Below are 13,219 nucleotides of genomic sequence, written 5' to 3' on the forward strand. Positions count from 1 at the left end.
GCGGCCGGCGGCCGCTCCGCCGCCATTAGGATTTCCACCATGGCGGCCATCGGATCCGAAGAGCAAGCAGCGCGACCCCAGCAAGAAGTGCGGGAAAAGCAGGCAGAACAGGCAGCACCGGGTGGTAAGGCGTTCTACGTCACCACGCCGATTTACTACGTCAACGACGCTCCTCATCTGGGCCACGCCTACACGACCGTCGCGGGCGACGTGCTGACCCGCTGGCACCGCCAGCGCGGCGAGAAGGTGTGGTTCCTCACCGGCACGGACGAGCACGGCCAGAAGATCATGCGCACCGCCGAGGCCAACGGTGTCACGCCGCAGGAGTGGTGCGACAAGCTGGTCGAGGAGGCCTGGCGGCCCCTCTGGCAGCACCTGAACATCGCGAACGACGACTTCATCCGCACGACGGAGACCCGGCACACGGACCGCGTGCAGGAGTTCGTGCAGGACCTGTACGACAAGGGCGAGATCTACAAGGGCGGCTACGAGGGCCCGTACTGCGTGGGCTGCGAGGAGTACAAGCTCCCCGGCGATCTCATGGAGGGCGAGAACGGCGAGCAGCTGTGCGCCATCCACAAGAAGCCGGTGGAGATCCTCAAGGAGGAGAACTACTTCTTCAAGCTCAGTGAGTACGGCCCGAAGCTCCTCGCGCACTACGAGGCCAACCCGGGCTTCATCCAGCCCGAGTCCGCGCGCAACGAGGTCCTGAACTTCGTCAAGCAGGGGCTCCAGGACCTCTCCATCTCCCGGTCCACCTTCGACTGGGGCGTCCCGGTGCCGTGGGACGAGAAGCACGTCATCTACGTCTGGGTCGACGCGCTGCTCAACTACGCGACCGCCGCCGGCTACGGATCCGACCAGGCGAAGTTCGAGGGGACGTTCCCGGCGGACGTCCATCTCGTCGGCAAGGACATCCTGCGCTTCCACGCGATCATCTGGCCCGCGATGCTGATGGCGCAGGGGCTGCCCGTGCCCGGCAAGGTCGCCGCCAACGGCTGGCTGATGGTCGGCGGCGAGAAGATGTCGAAGTCGAACCTGACCGGCATCAAGCCGCAGGACCTGACCTCGCACTTCGGTGTCGACGCGTACCGCTGGTACTTCCTGCGCGCCATCGCCTTCGGGCAGGACGGCTCGTTCTCGTGGGAGGACTTCAGCGCCCGTTACACCTCCGAGCTGGCCAACGACTACGGCAACCTCGCCTCGCGCGTCGCCGCGATGGTCGGTAAGTACTACGGCGGCACGCTGCCGGAGGCGACGGCCGCCGGGGACGCGGAGGCCGCCGTACGGGACGGTCTCACCGGCGCGGTCGCGGTCGCGGACCGGAAGATCGGCGAGGAGCTGGACTTCGCGGGCGGTATCGCCGCGGTCTTCGACTTCGTCAAGCAGGTCAACGGCTACCTGACCGAGCAGGAGCCGTGGAAGGTCGCCAAGGACCAGTCGGACGAGGGTCAGGCGCGGCTCGCGACGATCCTCTACACGGCGGCCGAGTCGCTGCGCGCGTGCGCGGTGCTGCTCAACTCCGTGATGCCCGAGACCTCGCAGAAGCTGTGGGACTCGCTCGGAGCCGCCGCATCGCTCGGCGCGCTCGCGGACCAGCGGGTGCAGGACGCTGCCGCGTGGGGACAGTTGCCCGCCGGGGCGACGGTCACGAAGGGCGCGGTGCTCTTCCCGCGCCTGGAGGAGAAGCCCGCGTAGGCGGTAGGTACGGCAAGGCGGCGGGCCCGGAGCCGTGCGGACGCGATCGAGGCGGCGTCCGCAAGGCTCCGGGCCCCGGCCGCATCCCAAGCGCCTTCTCCGGGCGTCGTGTTGTCCGGCGCATGTGCCCAACAGAACTTCGGTGCAGGCTCGTTCGACCTGACGGGCATCATCGCGGGAAGACGTACGCCGAAGAACCGGCCACCGGCCGCCGGTAACGCGACGACCAGCGCGTTCGCCGGCCACCCGGCCGTACCGCGTCTGCTTGTAGCACTCATCGAACGGGCAGGAGCCCTGTACTCTCCTAGGCATGCCAGTGCCAGCCGCCCCCTCCTCGCAGTCGGGCCGTGTCGCACCCCCCGCACAGCGCGGACTCCTGACCGAGCGCATCGCGCGTCAGCTGGAGCACGACATCCGGTCCGGAGACATCGCCGTGGGCAGCAAGCTGCCTTCGGAACGTGAGCTGGCCGTTCAGTTCCACGCCAGCAGGAATGTGGTGCGTGAAGTGCTGCGGCGGCTGGAGGCCCAGCATCTGATCCAGGTCGCGCCGGGCCGCGGCTCCTTCGTCTGCGAGCAGACGTCCCGGCACGCACGCAGCTACGACGCGCTGTACCGCGCGGGGCGGCCCACCGTCCGGCAGCTCATCGAGGCGCGCGTGCCCCTTGAGGTGGAGACCGTACGGCTGGCGACGGCGCGGGCGACGGAGGACGACCTCGACGCGATGCGGGCGGCCAGGGACGCGCTGGAGACGGCGACCGATGTCGTCCTCAAGGCCCAGGCGGACGTGGATTTCCACGACGCGATCGCGGCGGCGAGCGGCAACCCCGTGCTGCGGATCATGCTGTCGTCGATCAGCGGCATGATGTTCGAGATGATGCTCCGCTCCAACTCGGACCCGTCGATCAGCGAGCCGGGCGTCCCGCAGCACCCGCAGATCTTCGAGGCGATCGTGGCGCGAGACGTCGAGTTGGCCTGTGAGCGGATGCGCGCGCATCTCACCCTCGGCCTGCGTACGTACGGTACGGACGTCGACCTCAACGTGAATGTGATGGCACGCCAGCACATCGAGACGCTGCTCGGCGAATCCGACGGAAACGGCCAGAACCGGGCGTAACCCGCCCAATCACCTTGAGTTGAGGCCTCCGCTCGCCCAACCACCCCTGCCACAACCGCCACGCACGTCTCCGTCCTGCCTCTCGGTGGCGCGACCAACCGCACCGCGTGATTTCGGGCGTTCGAGGCTGGTCAGGGTGGGATGTCTGCTGTTACGGTCCTCTGGTCCATCTGGTCCTACCAGTTGGACCAGATGAATCAGAGAACATCACATCAAGAGACGAGGACAAGGATGTCCACGAGCAGCCAGTTCCTCAGCCGGCGCTCTTTCGGCAAGCTGGCCGCCGGCGTCGCAGCCGCAGCGGGCGTCGCGTCGCTCGGCGCTTGCTCGAACCGCGGTGGTACCGCGTCCAAGGACGCCCCGCTCAGGATCATGGCGGTCAACCACGTCTGGTCCCAGGCCCTCAAGAAGCGCCTCGGCGAGTTCGAGGACCTGATCGGGCGCAAGGTCTCCATGGCCCTGCTCACCGCGGACCAGCTCGCCAGCGCGTACAACGTGAAGCTCAACGCCTCCGCCACCGACGTGGACGTCATGATGGTCCGCGCGCTCCAGGAGCAGTCGGTCTTCGCGCACAACGGCTGGCTCACCGACCTCACCGACCGGGTGGAGGGCGACAAGGACTTCAACTGGTCCGACATCCAGGACGCCCCGCGCGGGGTCTCCATCACGGCGGGCAAGGCGCTGAGCGTCCCGGTCGTCACCGAACGCCCGGTGCTCTACTACCGCAAGGACCTGGTCGCGAGCATGGGCGGCCCGCCCGGCACGCTGGACGAGCTGCTGGACACGGCGCTGGAACTGACGAAGCGCAACAGGGGCTTCTACGGCTACGTCGGGCGAGGACAGCGCAGCGGCGCCGTCAGCCAGTGGTCGAGCTTCCTGTACTCCCACGGCGGGGACTTCACGGTCGACGGCAAGTCCGGCATCGGTTCGCCGGAGGCGCTGGCCGCGTACAAGTTCTACGGCAAGCTGCTCAAACAGGCGGGCCCTCCCGGTGCCACCAACATGAGCCTCGAACAGTCGCTGCCGGTCTTCGCGCAGGGCAAGGCGGCGTTCTTCATCGACGCCGACGCGGTCTACAGCAACTTCCTCGACCCGAAGATCTCGACGCTGGGCAAGAACGTGGGCTTCGCCCCGTTCCCGGCGGGACCGGCCGGGGCCAAGCCGCACAACATCCCGTCGTGGAGCCTGGGCATCAACCAGTTCTCCCTGCTGCGCGACGACGCCTGGCAGTTCATCCGGTGGGCGGCCAGCCCCAAGATGGTCTCCGAGATCCAGTCGGCGGGCATTCCGGGCGCGCGTGAGTCGGCGTGGTCCGACCCGAGGACGCTCGCGTCCTTCCCGCCCGAGCTGGCGAAGTCCATGCAGATCAACGCGGAACGCGGCGTCGGCTACGACCGGCCCAAGGTGCTCCAGGTCGGCCGGGCGCGCGACATCATCGGCCGTCCGCTGGTCGCCGGGATCCTCGGCCAGGCCGTCGAGCCCGTCGCGCGCGACGCCCACGCCGAGTTCGCCGATTTCCTCGTCCGCGACAACCGCCACCGGGAGTCCTGATGTCCACCACCGAGGTCTCGACCGCGACCCCCGGCAGCCCGGCCGGCGCGCCCGCGCGCACGACGGACTCCCGCACGCGGGCCCCGCGCACGTTCGAACAGGCCAACCGGCGCCTCAAGTGGGCGATGCTCGCCCCGGCGCTCGTCTTCGTCGGCGCAATGATCATCTTTCCCCTGATCTTCACGCTCAACCTCAGTTTCACCGACGCGTTCGGCGCGGTGAACGCGAAGAAGGGGTACGTCGGCCTCCAGAACTTCGCCGACGCCCTGAGCGACACCCGCCGCTTCTGGCCCGCCGCGCAGCGCACGGTCGTCTTCACCATCGGCGCCGTGATCCTGGAGACCGTGTTCGGTCTCGGCCTCGCGATGCTGATGCGCAAGCCGTTCCGCGGCATGCGCTGGGTGCGCACGATCCTCATCATTCCGCTGCTGACCACGCCGGTCGCGATCGGCATCCTGTGGCTGCTGATCCTCGACCCGACCAACGGCATAGCGAACCACCTGCTCGCCGCCGTCGGACTGCCCCAGCAGGAATTCCTCGGCTCGGTGGGCCAGTCGCTGCCGACCCTGATGCTCATCGACGTCTGGCAGTGGACGCCGATGATGACCCTGCTGCTGCTCGCCGGCCTGACGACCCTTCCGGAAGAGCCCGAAGAGGCCTCCCGCATGGACGGGGCCAACAGCTGGCAGCGCTTCCGCTACGTCATCCTGCCGATGCTCGGCCCGACGCTGGCCACCGCTCTGGTGCTGCGTTCCGTCGACGCCCTCAAGACGTTCGACATCCTCTACACCACGAAGGGCGCCGGCGGCGGTTCCGACTTCGAGGCGGAAACCCTCAACGTCTACTCCTACGGCCTCACCTTCGACTACCAGGAGTACGGGCTCGCCTCCGCGGTCCTCGTCCTGTTCTCGCTCTTCATCATCGGCGTCGTGGTCCTCCTCCGTCGTCGTGGAAGGAAGTCCGCATGAGCGCCATCGTCTCTTCCCGCACGCAGGAGACCACGCCGGGCACGCGCGCACCCCAGGCCCTGAACCAGCCGAAGCGCAGCGCCGGTTCATGGGTGCGCGGCATCGCCATCACCCTGGTCTCGCTCGTCTTCGTGCTGCCGCTGATCTGGATGTTCGCCGCCGCGTTCAAGACGAACGTCCAGGTGACCGACCCGAGCGTCGGGCTGTGGTTCACCCCCACGATGGAGAACTTCCGCAGCGTCCTCAAGGCCGGGCTCATCCTCAAGTCGATGACCAACTCCCTGATCATCGGCGTGCTTTCCACCCTGCTCTCCGCGATCATCGCCGTACCGGCCGCCTGGGCGGTGGGACGGTTCCGGATGCACCGGGCCGGCTCGCTCATCCTCGTCGCGCGCATCATCCCCGGTATCTCGCTGCTGGTCCCCTGGTACTACCTGTTCTCGCAGGCGGGCATGGTCGGCTCGTACACCGTGCTGGTGCTCAGCCACATGTTCGTCTCGGTCCCGCTGATCCTGTGGATCATGATCAGCTTCTTCGAGGGCCTGCCCGTCGAGCTGGAGGAGGCCGCGCGCACGGACGGACTGTCCGCGTTCGGCGCCTTCTGGCGGATCTCGCTGCCGCTGGCGGCGCCCGGCACCGCCACCGCGTCGCTGCTCGCGTTCGTGTTCAGCTGGAACAACTTCATGTTCGCGCTGATCTTCGCGGACGAGCACACGCAGACCGTGCCCGTGACGCTGTTCAACTTCATCTCGTACGCCAGCACGGACTGGGGCGGTCTGATGGCCGCCGCCACCCTCATCACCCTGCCGGTCCTTCTCGCCGCGGTCCTCGGGCAGAAGTACCTCGTGGCCGGGCTGACCTCAGGCGCCTCAAAGGGCTGACGCCGCCGACGGCAGCCCTTGTTCTCTCAACTCCCCACACCCAAGCTCAGGAAGAGCGTATTCATGAAGATCGTCGACGCGAAGGTCGTCGTCACCAGTCCCGGCCGTAACTTCGTGACCCTCAAGATCACGACCGACGAGGGCCTCACGGGCCTCGGAGACGCCACGCTCAACGGGCGCGAACTCTCCGTCGCCAGCTACCTCCAGGACCACGTGATCCCGCTGCTCATCGGCACGGATCCGCACCGCATCGAGGACACCTGGCAGGGCCTGTACCGAGGCGCGTACTGGCGCCGCGGCCCGGTGACGATGGCCGCCATCGCCGCCGTCGACGTCGCCCTGTGGGACATCAAGGCGAAGGCCGCCGGCCTGCCGCTCTACCAGCTGCTCGGCGGCGCGAGCCGCGAGCGCGTCGGTACGTACGGACACGCCAGCGGTACGGACATCCCCGAGCTGCTCGACTCGGTCCGCGCCCGGATCGCCGAGGGCTACCCGTCGATCCGCATCCAGACCGGCGTCCCGGGCCTCAAGGCCGTGTACGGCGTGCACAGCACCGGCCACGACGGCGACGCCGTGGCGCACCAGCAGGCCCGTCCGATGGTCGAGGACTGGGACACCGCCGCGTACATGCGGCACATCCCCGAGGTCTTCGAGGCGGTCCGCAACGAGTTCGGCCCCGAACTCCCGTTGCTGCACGACGCGCACCACCGCCTGACGCCGATCCAGGCCGCGCGGGTCGCCAAGGACCTCGAACCGTACCGCCTGTTCTGGCTGGAGGACTGCACGCCGGCCGAGGACCAGGAGGGTCTGCGCCTGGTCCGTCAGCACACGACCACGCCGCTCGCCATCGGCGAGGTCTTCAACACCGTGTACGACTACCAGACGCTGATCAGCGAGAAGCTGATCGACTACGTGCGCTCGGCGGTCACCCACTTCGGTGGCGTCTCCCCGCTGAAGAAGCTCTTCGACTTCGCCGCGCAGCACCAGATCAAGAGCGGCATCCACGGCCCCGAGGACATCTCGCCGGTCGGCATGGCCGCCGCGATCCACCTGGACCTGGCGATCCACAACTTCGGCATCCAGGAGTACTCGGGATACACGCAGCTGACGGAAGAGGTGTTCCCGCACGCGTACACCTTCACCAACGGCTACCTGCACCCGGGCGAGGCGCCGGGCATCGGCGTCGAGCTGAACGAGGACCTGGCGGCGGCCCACGAGTACAAGGCGGCGTACCTCCCGGTCAACCGCCTCCAGGACGGCACCGTCCACGACTGGTAGCCCCCGCGCCCACCGGCTTCCCTCCGGCGGCCCGCACCACGCCTGACCCGCGCCGGCGCGTCCCCGTACGTTCCCCACGTACGGAGGGCGCGCCGGCGCGGGTGTTTCTGGGTACGGCGCCTCTTTTTCAGGCGAACGCTGGGTGGATACGCCGGCAGCGTTGAACAAGCTGGGAGAGCCGACTTGGACATGGGGCGCAGGCGTGCCCTTGCCGCCGCCATCCACCTGGCCGAGACCGCCTGAGACCCGAGACCCCGAGGGCCTGAGGGGAAACCCCATGTCAGAAGAGTTCACGGTCGTGCCCGTGGCCCACGTCGTCGGCGGACGCGTCGAGCCCGGCGACGACTACTGGGGCGGCAGCCGTGCGATCATTCGCGTCGACCCTGAGCAGTTCACCGAAGGCGCCGTCGTCGGCCTCGACGCCTTCAGTCACATCGAGGTCGTCTTCCGCTTCCACCTGACTGACCCGACCGACCTGCACGCCGAGCCCCGCCGCTCCCGGGACAACCCCGACTGGCCCGCGGGCGGCACGTTCGCGCACCGGAACATGCGCCGGGTGAACTGGCTCGGCGTCTCGCGCTGCCGCCTGCTCAAGGTGGACGGTCTGGACCTCCACGTGGCGGAACTGGACGCCGTGGACGGCACGCCCGTACTGGACATCAAGCCCTGGTTCGGCGTCATGGGCCCGCGCGGCGAGGTGCGCGAACCGGCGTGGCCCGCCGAGATGCTGGCCGCGTACTACGCCGCTCCGCGCGAGTGATCCCCGTACGGCCGCCGCACCGCGATTCGCGGAGCCGCGCGGGCGGCCCGGTTGCGTAACCTGCCCGGACAGGAACGGGCAGCGGAACAGGAACGGGAGACATCGCATGCGCGCGAACCACATCATGGCCAACCTCCGCGTGGCCGACGTCGACGCGGCGAAGGGTTTCTATACCGGCTATCTCGGGCTCAGCACCGAGGAGTTCAACATGGGGTGGGTGGCCCGCTGCACCTCCCCCGACACCGGCGCGAACGTCCAGCTCGTCACGCGTGACGCCACCGCGCCCGAGGACTCGGTGATCTCCGTGCTCACGAGCGACATCGACTCCGCCTACGCGGAGGCGCGGGAACTGGGCCTCGAAATCGTGCGCCCACTGACGACGGAAGCCTGGGGCGTGCGCCGTTTCCTCGTCCGGGCCCCGGACGGCAACGTCGTGAACATCGTGCGCGACCGGCACTGAGTCCTGGCCCCCACCACGGCCCACCGTACGACGGAACCCCCGGCCCTTAACGTCAGGGCCGGGGGTTCGCCATAAGCGGGTGAGGGCTACTTCGCGGTCTTGTCCTTGTCCGCCACCGGCTTGCGCAGCGCGATGTTCAGTTCGCGCAGGCGCGTCTCGTCCAGCTCCGTCGGCGCGCCCATCATCAGGTCCTGGGCGTTGCCGTTGAGCGGGAAGGCGATCGTCTCGCGGATGTTCGGCTCGTCGGCCAGCAGCATCACGATGCGGTCGACGCCCGGGGCGATGCCGCCGTGCGGCGGGGCGCCGAGACGGAACGCGCGGAGCATGCCCGCGAATTCGTGCTCGACGGTCTCGCGGTCGTAACCGGCGATCTCGAACGCCTTGATCATCAGCTCGGGTTCGTGGTTACGGATCGCGCCCGACGACAGCTCGATGCCGTTGCAGACGATGTCGTACTGCCACGCCAGGATGTCCAGCGGGTCCTTCGTCTCCAGGTCGTCGAGGCCGCCCTGGGGCATGGAGAACGGGTTGTGCGAGAAGTCGATCCGGCCGGTCTCCTCGTCCTTCTCGTACATCGGGAAGTCGACGACCCAGCAGAACCGGAAGACGTTCTCCTCGAAGAGGCCCGCGCGCTTGGCGGTCTCGACGCGGACCGCGCTCATGATCTTCGAGACCTCGTGGAACTCACCCGCGCCGAAGAAGATCGCGTGGCCCGGGGCCAGCGCAAGGCGCTCGGTGAGGACCTTGACGTTGTCTTCGGTGAGGAACTTGGCGATCGGACCGCTCAGCGTGCCGTCCTCGCCGACCCGCACCCAGGCCAGGCCCTTCGCGCCCTGCTCGACCGCGAAGTCGCCCAGGCCGTCGAAGAACTTGCGCGACTGGCCCGCGGTGTCCGGCACCGGCAGCGCGCGGACGTGCTTGCCGGCGAACGCCTTGAACTCGGATCCCTCGAAGACGTCCGAGATGTCGACCAGTTCGAGCTTGGCGCGCAGGTCGGGCTTGTCGTTGCCGTACTTCAGCATCGACTCGCGGAACGGGATGCGCGGGAACGGCGACGTGACCTCGCGGCCACCGCCGAACTCCGTGAACAGCTCCGTCATCAGCTTCTCGATCGGCTGGAAGACGTCTTCCTGCTCGACGAAGCTCATCTCGACGTCGAGCTGGTAGAACTCGCCGGGCGAGCGGTCGGCGCGCGCGTCCTCGTCGCGGAAGCACGGCGCGATCTGGAAGTAGCGGTCGAAGCCGGAGATCATCAGCAGCTGCTTGAACTGCTGCGGCGCCTGCGGGAGCGCGTAGAACTTGCCGGGGTTCAGCCGGGACGGCACCACGAAGTCACGGGCGCCCTCGGGGGAGGTCGCGGTGAGGATCGGGGTGGCCATCTCGTTGAAGCCGAGCGCCGTCATCTTGTGCCGGATGGCGGAGACGACCGCCGTACGCAGCATGAGGTTGCGGTGCATGCGCTCGCGGCGCAGGTCGAGGAAGCGGTATTCGAGGCGCCGCTCCTCGTTGACGCCGTCCTCGGCGTTGATCGTGAACGGCAGCGGGGCGGCCGCGCCGAGGATCTCCACCGCGGAGACCTCGATCTCGATCTCGCCGGTCGGCAGCTCAGGGTTGACGTTCTCCGCACCGCGCGCGGAGACGACGCCGTCGATGCGGACGACGGTCTCCTTCGTGAGCTTGGCCAGCTCCTCGTTGGCGGCGGTGCCGGGGCGCGCCACGAGCTGAACCAGACCGTAGTGGTCACGCAGATCGATGAAGAGGATGCCGCCCAGGTCTCGGCGATTGTGCAGCCAGCCGCTCAGGCGGACGTCGGTGCCGACGTCAGAGGCGCGGAGCTCGCCGCAGGTGTGGGACCTGTACCGATGCATCGTCGTTCATCCAGTCTTAGCAATTCGAGGTGAGACGGTCGTTACCAGGCTACCGTCCGGGCGCGCCGCTCTCGGTGGCGATGTGTCCGCACATATTCATAAAGTGGGACAATGCGCACAGAGGATGTCCTGGCCGCGATCGGGGTCGGCCTGTGGGAGTGGGACAGCGCGTCGGACACCGTCACGCTGGACGCGGAGGCCGCACGCCTGCTGGCCCTGCCGGAAGGGTCGACGAACCTCCCGGCCGCGACGGTGTTCGGGCGTATCCATCCCGTAGACCGTAACGAGATCGACAGCACCATCCAACTGGCTTTCGGCGAAGGAATCCTCGCCGAGTCCAAGCTGCGGGTGCTGGACGAGAACGACCAGTTGCTCCGTACGGTGCGCACCCGGGGCAGGCCGTACAGCGCGGAGCTGCCGGGATCCGGCGAGCAGACGGCCGGGACCATGGTCGGCTGCATCTTCGAGGTCACCCCGGCCCCCGACGGCTCAAGCAGCGGCGAAGACCCGGTCACCATGGACCGGCGCAGGTCCCGGGAGGCGTTCCTGTTCGACGCGGGACGGGCGCTGGCCGAGGCCCATTCCACCGCCGAGGTACTGCGCGTGGCGGTATCGCTGTCCATGCCCGACTTCCCGCCGAACACACTGGCCGTCTACCAGCCGGTGGGCGACCGGCTGAAGGTGACCAGCTACAGCGATGACATGCCGGACGACCTGGTCCCCTTCACGGACCTGCCGCTCGACGCCGACTATCCGGCGGTGGACGTCATCCACGGCGGCGAGGCCGTCTACCTCAGCGGCCCTGACGCCTACGCGGAGCGGTACCCGGGCGCCTGGCAGTTCGCGAGCCGCTTCGGCCGGGGCGCCTGGGCCTTCGTACCGCTGACGATCGCGAACCGGGCCCTCGGGGTCTGGCGTATCGCCTTCGACCGGGAGATGACCTTCGCCTTCGACGAGCGCGCGGTCCTGACGACGGTGGCCCGGATGCTGGCCCAGTCGCTGGCCCGCGCCGGGGTCACCGAGTCGGAACGGGAGCTGGCGCTGGGGCTCCAGCGCTCGATGATGCCGACCACGGGGCCCGAGATCCCGGGAATGACGGCCATCGGACGCTACGTACCCACCGGAGGCAGCCTCCAGGTGGGCGGCGACTGGTACGACATGATCCCGCTGCCCGGCGGATCCACCCCCGGGGCGGACAGCACCGGCCAGCGGTTCGCACTGGTCATCGGGGATGTCGAGGGTCACGACGTACGGGCGGCCGGCCTGATGGGAGCGCTGCGGATCGCGCTGCGCGCGTACGCCTCGGAGGGGCACCACCCGGACGCGGTACTGGCCCGCGCCTCCCGCTTCCTGGCCGGACTCCAGCAGGGCCCTCAGGACGCGGGGCGGGACGCCAGGGGCCCCGGAGTGACGGACGGCGAGAGCTGGCCGCAGTCCAATGCCAGGGACGCCGCCTTCGGCCCGGCCGACCCGGACCACGACACACCGCGCTTCGCGACCTGCCTCTATCTGGAGGTGAACCCCCAGGACGGGACGCTCGACGTGGCGCGCGCGGGCCACCCCGACCTGTACGTCCTGTCGACCGACGGAACGGCGTCCGTCAGAGCCACGGCCGGCGGCCTCCCCCTCGGGGTGGAGGCCGACTCCGACTACCCGACGACCCGGCTCACGCTGCAGCCGGGCGAGACGCTGATGCTGTGCACGGACGGGCTGATCGAAGCGGTCGGCAGGGACTACCTCCAGGGCTCCGCACGCCTCGAACGGATCCTGGAGGAGCAGGGCAACCGATCGGCCGACCAGCTCGCCGACGCGCTCATCGGCAACGCGCGCGCCAGCGGTCCGTACTCGGGTCCGGCCGGCCTGGTGTCCGGACGCGAGGACGACATCGCGCTGCTCCTGCTGGCGCGGGACAGGGCACCCGTCGGCACGCCGGGCCGGGCACCGCGCCGCACGGTGGTCACCATCGCCCAGGCCGAACCGCGGCGGGTCGCGGGCGCCAGGCAGCAGGTGCGGGACCTGCTCCAGGACTGGTCGGACGACGAACAGGTCGACTCCGCGGAGCTGATGGTCTCCGAGATGGTGACCAATGTGCTGGTCCACACGGACGGGGACGCGCTGCTGGTCGCGGAGGCGGGCGGAGAACGCGGACGGCGGCGACTGCGGGTGGAGGTCGCGGACAGCAGCGACGAACTGCCCCACCGCCGCAGCCCGGGCGAAATGGCGTCCAGCGGGCGGGGCCTGGTGCTGATGGAGGTCCTGGCCGACGCGTGGGGGGCGGACCCGCGCGGGGAGGGCAAGTCGATCTGGTTCGAGCTGTACGAGGACACCGGGGAGGAGGGAGGCGGCGGGGGCGAGGGGGCGGAGGGGGGCGAGGGACCGGAGGGGGATACGGGGCCGGAGGGACCGGAGGGGTCAGGAGGGTCGGAGGGCGACGCGGGTCCGCAGGCGGAGGGCGGGGACGCGAGGGACCAGGCGGGCGAGGGAAACCGGGCGGGCGAGGGCGCGGGAGACGCGAGGGACCAGGCGGACGAAGGGCCGGAGCCGAAGCCCGAGCCGGCCCCGGCCCCGGCCCTGGCCGTGGATCCCGCCCCGGATCCTGCCCCGGATCCCGCCCTGGAGCCGCAGGTGGTGGCCGAGCCGG

At 69.2% G+C, this 13,219-nt stretch carries 9 protein-coding genes and 1 pseudogene; 9 read left to right on the top strand and 1 reads right to left on the bottom strand.

From position 1 onward, the window contains the following. Nucleotides 1–39 precede the first annotated feature (39 nt). The 8 genes from metG to ACIP6N_RS11045 all read left to right on the top strand — a co-directional run bounded on the left by metG (nt 40) and on the right by ACIP6N_RS11045 (nt 8,710). The gene (gene metG / locus ACIP6N_RS11010) at nt 40–1,698 is read left to right on the top strand and encodes a methionine--tRNA ligase (RefSeq protein WP_401814637.1); all 1,659 of its coding nucleotides are present in this window, start codon (nt 40–42) and stop codon (nt 1,696–1,698) included. 310 nt (nt 1,699–2,008) lie between these two features. Then, complete coding sequence (locus ACIP6N_RS11015; protein WP_401814638.1) at nt 2,009–2,812, top strand: FadR/GntR family transcriptional regulator; 804 nt, start codon at nt 2,009–2,011, stop codon at nt 2,810–2,812. A gap of 231 nt (nt 2,813–3,043) precedes the next feature. Continuing rightward, entirely contained in the window at nt 3,044–4,363 is a 1,320-nt protein-coding gene (locus ACIP6N_RS11020) for an ABC transporter substrate-binding protein (protein WP_401814640.1), read from the top strand. After that, on the top strand, nt 4,363–5,331 hold the full coding sequence (locus tag ACIP6N_RS11025) for a carbohydrate ABC transporter permease (protein WP_401814641.1): 969 nt from the start codon (nt 4,363–4,365) through the stop codon (nt 5,329–5,331). Before ACIP6N_RS11020 ends, ACIP6N_RS11025 begins: the two co-directional genes overlap by 1 nt. Further along, nucleotides 5,328–6,212, top strand: a complete 885-nt coding sequence (locus ACIP6N_RS11030) for a carbohydrate ABC transporter permease (protein ID WP_401814642.1) — start codon at nt 5,328–5,330, stop codon at nt 6,210–6,212. Before ACIP6N_RS11025 ends, ACIP6N_RS11030 begins: the two co-directional genes overlap by 4 nt. A gap of 63 nt (nt 6,213–6,275) precedes the next feature. Beyond that, entirely contained in the window at nt 6,276–7,490 is a 1,215-nt protein-coding gene (gene manD / locus ACIP6N_RS11035; protein WP_401814644.1) for a D-mannonate dehydratase ManD, read from the top strand. Nucleotides 7,491–7,767: 277 nt separating this feature from the next. Continuing rightward, on the top strand, nt 7,768–8,250 hold the full coding sequence (locus tag ACIP6N_RS11040) for an SAM-dependent methyltransferase (RefSeq protein ID WP_401814645.1): 483 nt from the start codon (nt 7,768–7,770) through the stop codon (nt 8,248–8,250). Between the two features lie 106 nt (nt 8,251–8,356). Then, complete coding sequence (locus tag ACIP6N_RS11045; RefSeq protein ID WP_401814647.1) at nt 8,357–8,710, top strand: VOC family protein; 354 nt, start codon at nt 8,357–8,359, stop codon at nt 8,708–8,710. A gap of 86 nt (nt 8,711–8,796) precedes the next feature. Here ACIP6N_RS11045 and aspS read toward each other — a convergent pair whose 3' ends face one another. After that, entirely contained in the window at nt 8,797–10,578 is a 1,782-nt protein-coding gene (gene aspS, locus ACIP6N_RS11050; protein WP_401814648.1) for an aspartate--tRNA ligase, read from the bottom strand. Nucleotides 10,579–10,689: 111 nt separating this feature from the next. On the opposite strand from aspS, the pseudogene ACIP6N_RS11055 reads away from it, so the two are divergent. Then, nucleotides 10,690–12,918, top strand: a pseudogene (locus ACIP6N_RS11055) (SpoIIE family protein phosphatase); the annotation flags it as partial. Nucleotides 12,919–13,219 lie beyond the last annotated feature (301 nt).

Source organism: Streptomyces sp. NPDC088725, assembly GCF_044751305.1.
Lineage (GTDB): Bacteria > Actinomycetota > Actinomycetes > Streptomycetales > Streptomycetaceae > Streptomyces.

Coding starts and splice junctions, on each gene's coding strand:
- metG (WP_401814637.1), top strand. CDS start 40: ATGGCGGCCATCGGATCCGAAGAGCAAGCAGCGCGACCCCAGCAAGAA.
- ACIP6N_RS11015 (WP_401814638.1), top strand. CDS start 2,009: ATGCCAGTGCCAGCCGCCCCCTCCTCGCAGTCGGGCCGTGTCGCACCC.
- ACIP6N_RS11020 (WP_401814640.1), top strand. CDS start 3,044: ATGTCCACGAGCAGCCAGTTCCTCAGCCGGCGCTCTTTCGGCAAGCTG.
- ACIP6N_RS11025 (WP_401814641.1), top strand. CDS start 4,363: ATGTCCACCACCGAGGTCTCGACCGCGACCCCCGGCAGCCCGGCCGGC.
- ACIP6N_RS11030 (WP_401814642.1), top strand. CDS start 5,328: ATGAGCGCCATCGTCTCTTCCCGCACGCAGGAGACCACGCCGGGCACG.
- manD (WP_401814644.1), top strand. CDS start 6,276: ATGAAGATCGTCGACGCGAAGGTCGTCGTCACCAGTCCCGGCCGTAAC.
- ACIP6N_RS11040 (WP_401814645.1), top strand. CDS start 7,768: ATGTCAGAAGAGTTCACGGTCGTGCCCGTGGCCCACGTCGTCGGCGGA.
- ACIP6N_RS11045 (WP_401814647.1), top strand. CDS start 8,357: ATGCGCGCGAACCACATCATGGCCAACCTCCGCGTGGCCGACGTCGAC.
- aspS (WP_401814648.1), bottom strand. CDS start 10,578: ATGCATCGGTACAGGTCCCACACCTGCGGCGAGCTCCGCGCCTCTGAC.